General features: G+C 64.7%; 10 protein-coding genes. 4 read left to right on the top strand and 6 right to left on the bottom strand.

What is annotated here, in order from left to right; all coding sequences use genetic code 11:
* Positions 1-7: 7 nt before the first annotated feature.
* Entirely contained in the window at positions 8-778 is a 771-nt protein-coding gene (locus IVB46_RS02250) for a methyltransferase domain-containing protein (RefSeq protein ID WP_247314135.1), read from the top strand.
* Positions 779-1268: 490 nt separating this feature from the next.
* Here IVB46_RS02250 and IVB46_RS02245 read toward each other — a convergent pair whose 3' ends face one another.
* A complete protein-coding gene (locus IVB46_RS02245; RefSeq protein WP_247314136.1) occupies positions 1269-2246 on the bottom strand; it encodes a magnesium transporter CorA family protein in 978 nt (325 codons plus the stop codon).
* A 338-nt stretch (positions 2247-2584) separates the two neighbouring features.
* Between IVB46_RS02245 and IVB46_RS02240 the strand changes: the two genes are divergently transcribed.
* On the top strand, positions 2585-3271 hold the full coding sequence (locus IVB46_RS02240; RefSeq protein ID WP_063984933.1) for a L,D-transpeptidase: 687 nt from the start codon (positions 2585-2587) through the stop codon (positions 3269-3271).
* 36 nt (positions 3272-3307) lie between these two features.
* Here IVB46_RS02240 and IVB46_RS02235 read toward each other — a convergent pair whose 3' ends face one another.
* A complete protein-coding gene (locus IVB46_RS02235; RefSeq protein ID WP_247314138.1) occupies positions 3308-4405 on the bottom strand; it encodes an extensin family protein in 1098 nt (365 codons plus the stop codon).
* Between the two features lie 64 nt (positions 4406-4469).
* Between IVB46_RS02235 and IVB46_RS02230 the strand changes: the two genes are divergently transcribed.
* Together IVB46_RS02230 and IVB46_RS02225 are read left to right on the top strand one after the other, a co-directional pair.
* Positions 4470-6098, top strand: coding sequence for a fatty-acid--CoA ligase (locus tag IVB46_RS02230; protein WP_166087579.1), 1629 nt, complete (start codon positions 4470-4472; stop codon positions 6096-6098).
* A gap of 290 nt (positions 6099-6388) precedes the next feature.
* The gene (locus IVB46_RS02225) at positions 6389-7243 is read left to right on the top strand and encodes a DUF1499 domain-containing protein (RefSeq protein ID WP_063984936.1); all 855 of its coding nucleotides are present in this window, start codon (positions 6389-6391) and stop codon (positions 7241-7243) included.
* A gap of 72 nt (positions 7244-7315) precedes the next feature.
* Here IVB46_RS02225 and IVB46_RS02220 read toward each other — a convergent pair whose 3' ends face one another.
* From IVB46_RS02220 to IVB46_RS02205, 4 genes are all read right to left on the bottom strand, one after another.
* On the bottom strand, positions 7316-8233 hold the full coding sequence (locus tag IVB46_RS02220) for an MBL fold metallo-hydrolase (RefSeq protein ID WP_247314140.1): 918 nt from the start codon (positions 8231-8233) through the stop codon (positions 7316-7318).
* A gap of 171 nt (positions 8234-8404) precedes the next feature.
* On the bottom strand, positions 8405-9619 hold the full coding sequence (locus IVB46_RS02215; RefSeq protein WP_028148218.1) for an acyl-CoA dehydrogenase: 1215 nt from the start codon (positions 9617-9619) through the stop codon (positions 8405-8407).
* Positions 9620-9757: 138 nt separating this feature from the next.
* Entirely contained in the window at positions 9758-10834 is a 1077-nt protein-coding gene (gene ribB / locus IVB46_RS02210; protein ID WP_063984938.1) for a 3,4-dihydroxy-2-butanone-4-phosphate synthase, read from the bottom strand.
* Positions 10835-11024: 190 nt separating this feature from the next.
* Complete coding sequence (locus IVB46_RS02205; protein WP_247314142.1) at positions 11025-12755, bottom strand: cation:proton antiporter; 1731 nt, start codon at positions 12753-12755, stop codon at positions 11025-11027.
* Between the last annotated feature and the right edge of the window lie 17 nt (positions 12756-12772).

Below are 12772 nucleotides of genomic sequence, written 5' to 3'. Positions count from 1 at the left end.
GCGAAGGATGGGCCGGTTCGCGAGCACTGCGTCACTCTACGAGCATTTGCGGCCGCCCTACCCGAGCGAATTCTTTCGCAGCGTCGCGCACAAGCTTGGTCTCACCAAACAGAGCAGCCTGATAGACCTCGGCACTGGACCCGGACTTCTGGCGCTCGGCTTCGGCCCCTATGTCGGCCGCATCGTCGGCGTCGATCCTGAACCTGCCATGCTCGATGCAGCGCGACGCGCGGCTGCGAGCGCAGGCCACGCGCTCACGCTGATCGAAGGCAAGGTCGAGACGCTTAGCCCCGACATCGGTGCATTCGACGTCGTGACCATCGGCCGCGCGCTGCATTGGATGGATCGTGAGCCGACGCTTGCGCGGCTCGATCGACTCGTCGCGCGCGATGGGGCAATTCTGATCTGCGCCTCGTTCTCGGCCACCGACGGCAGCAACCCGTGGCTCGATGGCTACAACGACGTCCGCCGCCGCTGGTCACCGGCCAAGCTCTGGGAGGAGGCAGGCATGGGCACGCGCACCCATCGCGACTTGCCGGCGTTCTTTCGCGGCAGCGCCTTTCAGCCCACCGAGCTCGTCACAGTTGAGACCAGCCACACAATCAGTGTGCAGGACCTGACACGCCGCACCCTCACCTACTCGTCGTCATCGCCGGAGGCGTTGGGCGAGAATGCAGAGGCGATGCTGCGCGATGTCGGGCAGCATCTCGCTCCGTTCAGTCGCGACGGTGCTATCGCCGAGACCGTCGTCTCGACGGCCCAGATCGTGAAGCGCTAGATGATTTTCCCGCTCGAAGCGCGGGAAGCAAGGCGATCCAGACAACGCCGCCGCAGGACCTGGATCGCCTTTACCCTTCCGTTCCTCAATCGACTCGAATCCGACGCGACCGATCGCGCAGCCGCGGAGCGGCCGTGCTGAACGCAGTCGAGCAGTCGTCGTCGTTCTCACCGTCGAGCAGCGGAGCACCACAGTGCCGGCACATGCGCGCCGACATCGACGACGCCTTGCCGCTCGCCTGGACCTGACGATAATTCGCCAGATCGATGACGTTGCGGGGCGACGTTATGTGTTTTTCAACCATGGCTGTTCCTCGCGGCTAACATGCTGCTTATCGCAGACAAGTTTCGCGCAAACGTTCAGCCCACCGCTCAAATTTTACCGGAGGAATTGGGGCGGCGGGCACACATCACGGCGCGGCCTCAATCCCGCTCTATTCTGCGACACCAACCACCGTGTCTCGTTGAACGGCGTAAGGTCTCGGTAGGTATCAAAGCCACTTCTTCCACTTGAAGAGCCAGTACGGGACGATCGCGGCGGCGAGCATCATCACCAGCGCCATCGGATAGCCGTGGATCCATTCGAGTTCCGGCATCGCCTTGAAATTCATGCCGTAGATCGAGGCGATCAGCGTCGGCGGCATCAGGACAACGGCCATGACCGAAAACAGCTTGATGATGTTGTTCTGCTCGAGATTGACGACGCCGAGCATTGCGTCGAGCACGAAGGTGATCTTGCTGGAGAGATAGGAGGCGTGGTCGGTCAGCGAGGCGACGTCGCGCTGCATGGTCTTGAGCTGCTCGCGCATGTCCTTCGACCATTTCACGCCCTCCACCACCGCGGAGAGGAAGGTGACCACGCGGCCGATCGACACCAGGCTTTCGCGAACCTTCGAGGTCAGGTCGCCCTTGCGGCCGATCGAGATCAGGATCTGGGAATATTGCTTGGCGTGGCCGTGGCGTTCGCTCTCGGGCTCGAAGATGTCGTGCGAGACCTGGTCGATCTCGGCGCCGCAGCGCTCCAGGATGTCGGCGCAGCGGTCGATCACGGCGTCGAGCAGTTCCATCAGGACCATCTCGCCGGTGATCGCGGGCGCGCAGGACCGGGCCAGCTTGGCCTCGACCAGCGCAAACGGCTTCGGCTGGTCGTAGCGCACCGTCACCAGGCGATGGTCGCCGAGAATGAAGGTCACAGCCGTGGTCCGGGGCATGTCGGTGTCGGACTGGCACATCAGCGTCGCCGTCATGTAGCGGGCGCTGTTCTCGATATAGAGCCGGCTGGAGATCTCGATCTCCTGCATGTCCTCCCGGGTCGGGATCGCAATGCCCGAGAGCCGCTCCACCGCCTTGTCCTCAGCCGCGGTCGGATTGACCAGGTCGATCCACACGGCGTGCTCCGGAACCGCCGCGAGGTCCTCGACGACCGCCTTCTTGAGGGAGGAGTCGGAGGGAACGAACACAGAAAACATGCACAACTCCAGCAGGGGGCCTGCGACAGACTGACAGCCCTTAGCGCGATTCTGACAAGTTCAAGATGACAAGCACATTAACGGGGCGTTTGCATTTGTGGCGGCGCCGTGGCCCAACCGTGGCACGGAATCGACAGTCGGGCGTGCTTTGCCCAAAAATCAGCGCAGGAGCGCAAAACTTGCGGCAAAAAAGCCACAGCTCGGCTCTTGCAGCGCGGGAAAAGGTCCGAAACGCTGGAATTGTGGCAGATTTCAACGATAATAGGGCCCAACGGAGTCGTGGTTTGGGCGCGTCTCAAGCCCCGCGAAAGCTTGTTATTGTCGATTGGAACCAAATCATGTCGTCGCTGAAAGTTATGCTGGGTATTTTGGCCGCTGGCCTGATGCTGTCGGGCTGCATGCAGGCCACACATTTTGAAGCGACCGACACCAAGGCCTTCAAGCCGAAGGACAAGGAACTCCTCGCCAAGGTCCGGTACGAGAACACCCCCGTCGCCGAGCCGTTCCGCCGCGCCATCGTCGATTACCACCGCAAGGAATCGCCGGGCTCGATCGTGGTCGATTCCGACAACCATTACCTCTACTGGGTCATGGATGGCGGCAAGGCGATCCGCTACGGCATCACCGTCGGCGAAGAAGCCATGGCCTGGTCGGGCATTGCCAAGGTTGGCAGCATGACCGAGTGGCCGGCCTGGCATCCGACCCCGGGCGAGATTTCGCGACTGGGCGTGCCGACCTACGTTGCACCGGGTCCGGACAATCCGATGGGCTCCCGCGCGATGTATCTCTACTCCGGCGGCAAGGACACGCTGTTCCGCATTCACGGCACCAACCAGCCGGAATATATCGGCGCCTCGATCTCGTCGGGCTGCATCCGCCTAACCAACGAGGACGCGATCGACCTCTATGGCCGCGTCAAGGTCGGCACCATTGTCGTGGTGCTCGAGCCGAAGCATGGCGACTCGCCCTACAATTCGCGCCTCGCGCTCGGCGGCAGCCAGACGGGCCAGGCGGGCAGCTACTGATCGCTTCCCGCTCTCGGACATTCAAAAGCGCCGGTTTTACCGGCGCTTTTTTGTTGCCGGCTTGTGCGGCTCGGCTTTGGTGCCATCGGCGGCCGACTTGTCCGCGGGCGCAGGGGATTTCTGCGCCGCCTCGTCATCAGCTCCATCCTTGGCTCCATCCTTGGCCTCAGGCCTGGCCGCGACCTCGCGCGGCGGCGCCTCCTCGGGCCGTCCCGCCGGCAGCAACGGGGCGACCTGCGGCAGGGGATCCCAGACGTTCCACTGACAAATCCGGTAGTCGTTGCGCCGCTGCGCCAGGTCGAGATGGATGTGGTCCTCGTGATACCAGTCCGAGCCCGGACCGAGCACGGTGGAAAAGCGCGCGCAGACTGAATGCAGCACGCGCTCGCGCACATCGCGCGGCATGCCGCGGTCGGTCAGGCCGATCGACCGCCCGTTGGCGAGCTTGATGGCGCGGACGTCGAGCGCGTTGGCCTTGCCGTGCTCGGACAGCATCGCGCCGGCGATGCGGTTACGGCCTCGGCATTCGAAGCTGTCGAAATTGTCGAGGTCGCTGATGGTCGAGCCGAGGCTCGCCGCCAGCGGCACCATGTCCTTGCGCACCCAATCGGCGATCGCGGAGGCCATGGTGCAGCGGAGGATCGCCGCCGGCTTGACCGCCACCTTGCGCTTGTCCGGCAGCACGATCGCCTCCAGCCGCACCAGATCCTCGCCGCCACAGGCGCCGGGGCCGCGGATATCGGGAATGGACGGCGCGACTGCGATCTCTTCGGTCAGCGCCAGCCGGCAGGCCGAGAGCTGCTTCTCGGGCGGCGGCGCGGCCTCGGCGGGCTTGCCGGCACCGGGCTTGTCTGCGGAAGGCTTCTCCGCTGCCTCCGGCGCGGCCTCGTCCGTTGCTTGGGGGGCCTCCTCCGGGCGGGGCTTTGGTAACGGTATCCTGGCGGAGTGCACCTTCGCACGCGGCCGTGGTGTACCAAGACCGAAGATATCCAGCGGCGTAGCATATTTTCGCGCTTCTGCCCGCTCCGCCAGCACAAGCGACAGCCCGAGCGCAGCGGTAACCATTGCCGCGCCTGCGGACATATAGCCGCGACAAGACCATTTGCGGCGAAAGTCCGGCAGGCTAAAACTCATGACAATTCTTTGGCCCAGCGCTGAGAGCTATAAAAAGTCCAGCCCACCTCGGAGGAATGTCTGAATGCTTGGTTTGATGCAAGATTGGCCCCTGCTCTGCCACCGGATCATCGAACACGCCGCCAAGATTCATGGCAAGCAGGAGGTCGTTACGCGATCGGTCGAGGGACCGATCCATCGCACCACCTACGGCGAAATCCACAAGCGGGCGCTCAAGGTCTCGCAGGTGCTGGAGCGAGACGGCATCAAGCTCGGCGACCGTGTCGCAACGATCGCCTGGAACACCTGGCGCCATCTCGAGGTCTGGTACGGCATCATGGGGATCGGCGCCATCTGCCATACCGTCAATCCCCGCCTTTTCCCCGAGCAGATCGCCTGGATCATCAACCATGCGCAGGACCGCATCGTGATGACCGACCTCACCTTCGTTCCGGTCCTGGAGAAGATCGCCGACAAGCTGCCAAGCGTGGAACGCTACGTCGTGCTCACCGACAAGGCGCACATGCCGCAGACGACGCTGAAGAACGTGGTCGCCTACGAGGACTGGATCGCGGAGGCCGACGGCAAATTCGAATGGAAGGACTTTGACGAGAACACGGCCGCCGCGATGTGCTACACTTCCGGCACCACGGGCGATCCGAAGGGGGTTCTGTATTCGCATCGCTCCAACGTGCTGCACGCGCTGATGGCGAACAATGTCGATGCGCTCGGCACCAGCGCGTCCGAGACAATGCTGCCGGTGGTGCCGCTGTTCCATGCCAATAGCTGGGGCATCGCCTTCTCGGCCCCCTCGCAAGGCACCAAGCTGGTCATGCCCGGCGCCAAGCTCGACGGCGCCTCCGTCTACGAGCTGCTCTCGACCGAGAAGGTGACGCACACGGCGGGCGTGCCCACGGTGTGGCTGATGCTGCTGCAGCACATGGCCGCCAACAATCTGAAGCTGCCGGCTCTGAAGATGGTGATCTGCGGCGGCTCGGCGATGCCGCGCTCGATGATCAAGGCCTTCCTCGACATGGGCTCGAACGTGCGCCACGCCTGGGGCATGACCGAGATGAGCCCGATCGGCAGCGTCGCGGCGCTGAAGCCGCCGTTCCAGAATGCGACTGGTGAGGCGCGACTCGACGTGCTGCAGATGCAGGGCTATGCGCCCTTTGCGGTGGAGATGAAGATCACCGACGATGCCGGCAAGGAGCTGCCCTGGGACGGCAAGACCTTCGGCCGTCTCAAGGTCTCCGGCCCCGCCGTCGCCAAGGCCTATTACCGCGTCGACAGCAACATCCTCGACGAGGAGGGCTTCTTCGACACCGGTGACGTCGCGACCATCGACGAGGCCGGCTACATGCGGATCACCGACCGCTCCAAGGACGTGATCAAGTCCGGCGGCGAGTGGATCTCCTCGATCGACCTCGAAAACCTCGCGGTCGGCCATCCCGCCGTGGCGGAGGCCGCCGTCATCGGCATCTATCATCCCAAATGGGACGAGCGGCCGCTGCTGATCGTGCAGCTCAAGCAGGGCCAGCAGGCCAGCCGCGAGGACATCCTGAAGTTCATGGACGGCAAGATCGCCAAATGGTGGATGCCTGACGACGTCGCCTTCGTCGAAGGCATTCCGCACACCGCGACCGGCAAGATCCTGAAGACCGCACTACGCGACCAGTTCAAGGACTACCGTTTCCCGAACGCGGCGGCTTAACCCTCGGTACCGCCTCCCCTGGAGGGCGTGAGCGCTCGACGCATTGAAGCCTCCACAACGTCATGGCCGGGCTTGTCCCGGCCATCCACGCCTTGCCCCGCGGCACGGAGAACGTGGATGCCCGGGCATAGGCGAGCGAAAGCGACGCCGTCCTTCGGACGGCTATGCCCGGGCATGACGGTCGGGGCGCATGCGGAACCCTTGAATTTGCCCCCGGGCCGTGGTCTCAACGGCCCATCGTCGCGCCAAATCGGCCGACATCGCCCAAAACCCCGGCAGAGCTTCACCCGATGGCCCGCAGGTTTTCCGCTCCCTATCAGTCGGAGCCCGTGTCCAGCCTCGCGAGCTGGGCGCGTAATCTGGCCGTGTTCGCGGTGGTGGCGGTGGTGGTCTCGATCATCATCGTCCGCTTCGACTTCCTGGAGATGAGGCCGGCGCTGATGACGTTCTTCGGCGGGCTCGCGATCGCCGGCCTCTCGATCCTGTTTGGGCTCGCGGGCTTTGCCGCGATCTGGCAGAACGGCTCGCGCGGCATGGGGCGCATCCTGCTCGCCTTCCTCATCAACGGCGCGATCCTCGCTTATCCCGCTTATCTCGCCCTGCAATACCGCAAGCTGCCGCCGATCTACGACATCACCACCAACCCGATCGACCCGCCGCGCTTCGACGCGCTCGCGCATCTGCGCACCGGCGATGGCACCAACACCGCGGTCTATGCCGGCCTCTATTCGGCCGAGCAGCAGCGCCAGTTCTACCCGGACATCGAGCCGATCGAGCTGGAGATCCCGGTCGATCGGGCCTATGCGATCGCGCGCCAGCTCGTCATCAAGCGCAAATGGCTCGTCATCGACGAGCGCGAGCCGCAACCGCCGCGCCGTATCGGCCGCATCGAGGCGGTGGCACGGACGCCGATCATGGGGTTCCGCGAGGACATCTCGATCCGGGTCGTGCCCGATGGTGACGATTCCCGCGTCGATATCCGCTCGGCGTCGCGCTATTTCGACAGTGATCTCGGCAGCAACGCCGCGCGCGTCAAAAAATTCATCGACGATCTCAACACCGCCGCCGACGCCGACGCACTGAAACCGGTGAAGAAGACGCCGGTCGCGCCGCCGAAGGCACCGGCGAAGACGGTGAAGAAGTGAGATCGGCGAATGGGGAGTAGCAAATAGCGAGTGGAAAGCACCTATTCGCTGCTCCCTATTCGCCATTCGCCCCTAAGCCATTCGATACGTCCCACCAATCACGGGATCGCCATCCGTCGTCACCACGCCGCGCGCGACCAGATCTTCCAGATGCGCCAGGACCGAATAGCCGGCGGCCGTCGTCAGCCTGGGATCGATGCCGATATAGATCGCGCGCACCATGGTCGGGATATCGGCCTCGCCCTTCGCCAGGCGGTGCAGGATCGATGCCTCGCGCGCCTTGCGGTGGCGGATCAGGAAGCGCACGAAGCGCTGGCCGTCCGGGATCTCGGGGCCGTGGCCGGAGAAATACAGATCCTCCTCGCGCGCGGCGAGGCGGTCGAGCGACTCCATGTAGTCGATCATCGAGCCGTCGGGCGGCGCCACGATCGAGGTCGACCAGCCCATCACGTGATCGCCGACGAAGTTGAATTTCCGTTCGGGCCAGGCGAAGGCGAGATGATTGGCGGTGTGGCCGGGCGTCGCCACGGCCTCCAGACGCCAGCCGGCACCCTCGACGACATCGCCATGGGCGATCCTGATATCGGGCGCGAAATCGCGATCGGCGCCGGACTCCGGATTGTGCTTCTCGCTCTCGAAGCGCGGGCGCGAGGCGCGGTGCGGGCCCTCGGCATAGACAGGCGCACCGGTCGCCTGCTTGATCCGCGCGGTGTTCGGCGAATGGTCGCGATGGGTGTGGGTGACGAAGATATGGCTCACCGTCTCGCCCCTGACGGCATCGAGCAGCGCCGCCGCATGCGCCTCGTCGTCCGGACCGGGATCGATGAGCGCGACGTTGCCTTGGCCTACGATGTAGCTGACCGTGCCGGTGAAGGTGAACGGGCTCGGATTGTTACAGAGCACGCGCCGCACGCCGGGACGGACTTCCTCGACGACACCGGCTTTGAGCGGAAAGTTGCGGTTGAACGGGATGTCGTCGTTGTCGGACATGGGACTTCCTGTGCACTGCAGCCCCAACCCTCGCCGTCATACCCCGCGAAAGCGGGGTATCCAGTACGCCGCGGCGCCTGAGGCGAAGGCGAGGTCTCTGGGATACTGGATCGCCCGCCTTCGCGGGCGATGACAGCGGAGCAAACTAGCCACGGCCGAAGAACGCTGCGACTAGAAAAACGCCTGGATGCCCGTGATCGCGCGGCCCAGGATCAGGGCGTGGACGTCATGGGTGCCCTCGTAGGTGTTGACCGTCTCGAGGTTATGGACGTGGCGCATCACGTGGTACTCGGCCGAGATGCCGTTGCCGCCATGCATGTCGCGGGCGACGCGGGCGATGTCGAGGGCCTTGCCGCAATTGTTGCGCTTCATGATCGAGATCATCTCGGGCGCGAACTTGCCCTCGTCCATCAGGCGGCCGACGCGCAAGCTACCCTGGAGGCCGAGCGCAATCTCGGTCTCCATGTCGGCGAGCTTCTTCTGCACCAGCTGGGTCGCGGCGAGCGGCTTGCCGAACTGCTTGCGGTCGAGCGTGTACTGGCGGGCGCGGTGCATGCAGTCCTCGGCGGCGCCGAGCGCGCCCCAGGAAATGCCGTAGCGGGCGCGGTTGAGGCAGCCGAACGGGCCCTTGAGGCCGGACACGTTGGGCAGCAGCGCGTCCTCGGGAACCACGACGCCGTCCATCACGACCTCACCGGTGATCGAGGCGCGCAGGGACAGCTTGCCGCCGATCTTCGGCGCGGAGAGGCCCTTCATGCCCTTTTCCAGCACGAAGCCGCGGATCTGGTTGTCGTGCTCGGCCGACTTGGCCCAGACCACGAACACGTCGGCGATCGGCGCGTTCGATATCCACATCTTGCTGCCGGTCAGGCGATAGCCATCCGAGACCTTCTCGGCGCGGGTCTTCATGCCGGCCGGATCGGAGCCGGCGTCGGGCTCGGTGAGACCGAAGCAGCCGACCCACTCGCCGCTGGCGAGCTTCGGCAGGTACTTCTTTCGCTGGTTCTCGTCGCCATAGGCGTAGATCGGGTACATCACCAGCGAGGACTGCACCGAGTTCATCGAGCGATAGCCGGAATCGACCCGCTCGATCTCGCGCGCGACGAGGCCGTAGGCGACGTAGCTCGCATTGGCACAGCCATATTCCTCAGGCAGCGTAATGCCGATCAGGCCGAGCTCGCCCATCTCGTTGAAGATCTCGCGGTCGGTCTTCTCCTCGAGATAGGCTTTGGTGACGCGCGGCAGCAGCTTGTCCTGGGCATAGGCGCGCGCGGTGTCGCGCACCATGCGCTCGTCTTCGGTGAGCTGCTCGTCGAGCAGGAACGGATCGTCCCATTGGAAAGAAGCCGCAGCCGGCTTGTCCTTGGTCTGAGGGCGCACGCTCATGAAACGTCCTTTCGTCTGGTTCCGTCAAAATTTGCCCGACAAAGTAAAGCGCCGCGGCAACAAGTGCAATTGCGTTGCAGATGGATGGCTCTGCGTGAACCCCGGGGATGCGCAGCGCGCGCCCCCGGAATGACAGCGCTAGCTTTCAAGCTGCTCGTTGGCGACGATCTCGATACCGAAGCCTGACAGGCCCTTGTAGTCGTGCACCGACGAGGTGAGGTGGCGGATCGAGGTGACGCCGAGGTCGCGCAGGATCTGCGCGCCGACACCGACCTCGCGCCACTGGCGGTTGCGGTCCGCCTCGCTCGCGCTCTCATCGGGCAGCGGGGCAACGGGGACACCGGCGGCGCCGTCACGCAGGTAAACCAAGACGCCCCGGCCGGACTTCTTGAAGTGCTCGAGCACTGCCGCCATGCGCTTGTGGCCGGTGAAGATGTCCTTGACGATGTTGGGCTTGTGGAAGCGCGTCAGCACGTTCTTGCCGTCGCCGACGCCGTTATAGACGAACGCGACGTGGGCGATGGAATCGAACGGCGAGCGGTAGGCATAGCCCTGGAGCGGCCCGATCGGGCTGTCGGTGACGAAGGTCGAGACCCGCTCGATCAGCTTCTCGCGCACCTGGCGATAGGCGATCATGTCGGCGATGGTGACATGCTTGAGCTTGTGCCTGGCGGCGAACTGCGCAACCTGCTCGCCCTTCATCACGCTGCCGTCGTCGTTCATCAGCTCGCTGATGACACCGACCGGCGGCAGGCCGGAGAGCTTGCAGAGGTCCACCGCAGCCTCGGTATGGCCGGAGCGCAGCAGCACGCCGCCGTCCTTGGCGATCAGCGGGAAGATGTGGCCCGGGCGGGCAAAATCGTTGGCGCCGACATTGGGATTGGACAGCGCGCGGCAGCACGAGGCGCGCTCTTCGGCCGAGATGCCGGTGCCGCCGTCGGGCTTGTAGTCGATCGAGACCGTGAATGCGGTGGTGTGCGCGGAATCGTTGTGGGCCACCATCGGATCGAGCCGGAGGCGGCGCGCGTCCTCGGTGGTCACGGGCGCGCAGACGATGCCGGAGGTATGGCGGATGATGAACGCCATCTTCTCGGCGGTGCAGAGCGAGGCGGCGACGATCAGATCGCCCTCGCCCTCGCGGTCCTCGTCGTCGGTGACGACCACGAGCTCACCCCGGGCAAAGGCCTGCAAGACTTCCTGAACGTTATCGGGCATTTCCCAATCTCTATCGGTTATGGCCGGGAGGCTTAGCCGGACGCCTTAGCCGGACTTGGCCCCAAGCGCTAGTGTCCTGGACGCAACCGCATATGCCTGATGGCGGGCCGGCCCGCGGGTCTGAGGCTTGCACCGAAGATACCAGGGATATAGGCGCACGCGGCCCGGACGGAAAGCGGCCGCGCCGCCTTCAGGGCAGCACTTCGCGCCGCTCGCCGAGCCGGACATCGAGTTCGGCCCGCTTGTCGGGCAGCAGCCCCGCCTGGGCGGCTTCGATCACGGTAAACAGCTCATGAGCGTCGCTGAGCCGGGTCACGGTGACGTAGCTGGCGCCGGCCGCGTAGAGCTCGCCCACATCCGACAGGAGATCGGCCGTGGCCACGATCATGGCGGTCGGATTGAGGGTGCGGACGTGGCGGACCAGCTTCTCGTTGCTCGCGCCCTTGAGAAGGGCGTCCGGCACGCTGAGGATGATCATCTCGGACTTGCCGACGCCGGCATGGAGCAGCGTGTCGGCGCTGCTGATGTCGCCATAGATCACGTGCAGGCCACGCGACAGCAGCGTCTGGTACACATTGGGATTGAAGTCGATCACGGTGATCTGCTCGAGCAAAACCGGCGCCTGCCGTTCGATCTCGGCCAGCAGCGCGCTCGCCGCACGGAAAAAGCCGAGGATGACGATGCGGCGGGCCTCGCCATGGCCGCCCTCGTGCCCCTCCTCGGCATGGCCGTTGCCATGGTCGAGGTCGCGCAGGCCGATCCGCTTTAGGGGGCCGATCGCCCAGCGGGTGATCTCGTCGCTGCGGGTCATCACGAAGGTCGAGAGCACCGCCAGCACCACGAAGGCAAAGGAGGCCGCGTTCGCCGTTTCGGCCGCGATGTGATGGTCGGCGACGCCGGTCTGGATCACCACCAGCGAGAACTCGGAGATCTGCGCGAGGTTAAGGGCCGGCAGCAGGCTGGCGCGCAGGCCCTGCTTCATCAGGTAGAGCGGGGCGAAGGTGGTGACGAGGCGGCTCACCACCGTGAACGCCGCGATCATCAAGGCAAGCCCGATCACGGAGAGGCCCGGCACGGGAATGGTCATGCCGAGCGCGACAAAGAACAGCGTGATGAAGAAGTCGCGGAGCGTGGTGACCTTGGCGGTGACGTCGAGGGCGTAAGGGAAGGTCGACAGCGAAACGCCGGCGATCAGGGCACCCATCTCGCGCGAGAGCGAGAGCCGCTCCGCGGTCTCGGCGACGAGGAAGCACCAGGCGAGCGCGCCAAGCAGGATCAGCTCGGGGCGGCGGGCAATCTGATGGAATAGGCGCGGCAGCACGTAGCGGCTGACCAGCAGTGCGGCGGCGACCAGCACCGCGACACGGCCGATCGACAGCAGGATGACGCTGACCTCGAGATTGGCGAGGCTCGGCTGCACCGCCAGGAACAGGATGGCGAAGATGTCCTGGAGCACCAGGACGCCGAGCGTGATGCGGCCGGGCAGCGTGTCGAGCTCGCGCTTCTCGTAGAGCACCTTGACGATGATCACGGTGCTCGACAGTGCGCAGGCGACGCAGAGATAGACCGCATCGAAATGCCCACCGCCGAGCGACAAGCCGATGCCGACGAAGAACAGCACCCCGAGCAGGCAGCCGCCGATGAGCTGGCCGCCCGCCGCGAACAGGATCACCTTTCCCGCCCGCACGATCTTCTTCAGGTCGATCTCGAGCCCGATCATGAACAGCATGAAGATCAGGCCGAGCTCGGAAATGACGCTGATCGATTCCTGCGATTTGACCCAGCCGGCACCGAATGGACCTATGCAGAAGCCGGCGATAAGGTAGGCCAGGATCAGCGGCTGCCGGGAGAAATGGGCGAGCAGGCCCAGCATCCAGGCAAACAGAATACAGAGGGTGATGTCGCGAATGAGTTCGTGCATACTAAATTGGTCCGTTT

The organism is Bradyrhizobium sp. 61, from assembly GCF_023073075.1.
Taxonomy (GTDB): Bacteria; Pseudomonadota; Alphaproteobacteria; order Rhizobiales; family Xanthobacteraceae; genus Bradyrhizobium; species Bradyrhizobium barranii.
This window is presented reverse-complemented; position numbering and strand designations above follow the sequence as displayed.

What these genes read in the sequence shown, in the direction of transcription:
- IVB46_RS02250 (WP_247314135.1), top strand. Translation starts at nt 8, where the DNA reads ATGGGCCGGTTCGCGAGCACTGCGTCACTCTACGAGCATTTGCGGCCG.
- IVB46_RS02245 (WP_247314136.1), bottom strand. Translation starts at nt 2,246, where the DNA reads ATGTTTTCTGTGTTCGTTCCCTCCGACTCCTCCCTCAAGAAGGCGGTC.
- IVB46_RS02240 (WP_063984933.1), top strand. Translation starts at nt 2,585, where the DNA reads ATGTCGTCGCTGAAAGTTATGCTGGGTATTTTGGCCGCTGGCCTGATG.
- IVB46_RS02235 (WP_247314138.1), bottom strand. Translation starts at nt 4,405, where the DNA reads ATGAGTTTTAGCCTGCCGGACTTTCGCCGCAAATGGTCTTGTCGCGGC.
- IVB46_RS02230 (WP_166087579.1), top strand. Translation starts at nt 4,470, where the DNA reads ATGCTTGGTTTGATGCAAGATTGGCCCCTGCTCTGCCACCGGATCATC.
- IVB46_RS02225 (WP_063984936.1), top strand. Translation starts at nt 6,389, where the DNA reads ATGGCCCGCAGGTTTTCCGCTCCCTATCAGTCGGAGCCCGTGTCCAGC.
- IVB46_RS02220 (WP_247314140.1), bottom strand. Translation starts at nt 8,233, where the DNA reads ATGTCCGACAACGACGACATCCCGTTCAACCGCAACTTTCCGCTCAAA.
- IVB46_RS02215 (WP_028148218.1), bottom strand. Translation starts at nt 9,619, where the DNA reads ATGAGCGTGCGCCCTCAGACCAAGGACAAGCCGGCTGCGGCTTCTTTC.
- ribB (WP_063984938.1), bottom strand. Translation starts at nt 10,834, where the DNA reads ATGCCCGATAACGTTCAGGAAGTCTTGCAGGCCTTTGCCCGGGGTGAG.
- IVB46_RS02205 (WP_247314142.1), bottom strand. Translation starts at nt 12,755, where the DNA reads ATGCACGAACTCATTCGCGACATCACCCTCTGTATTCTGTTTGCCTGG.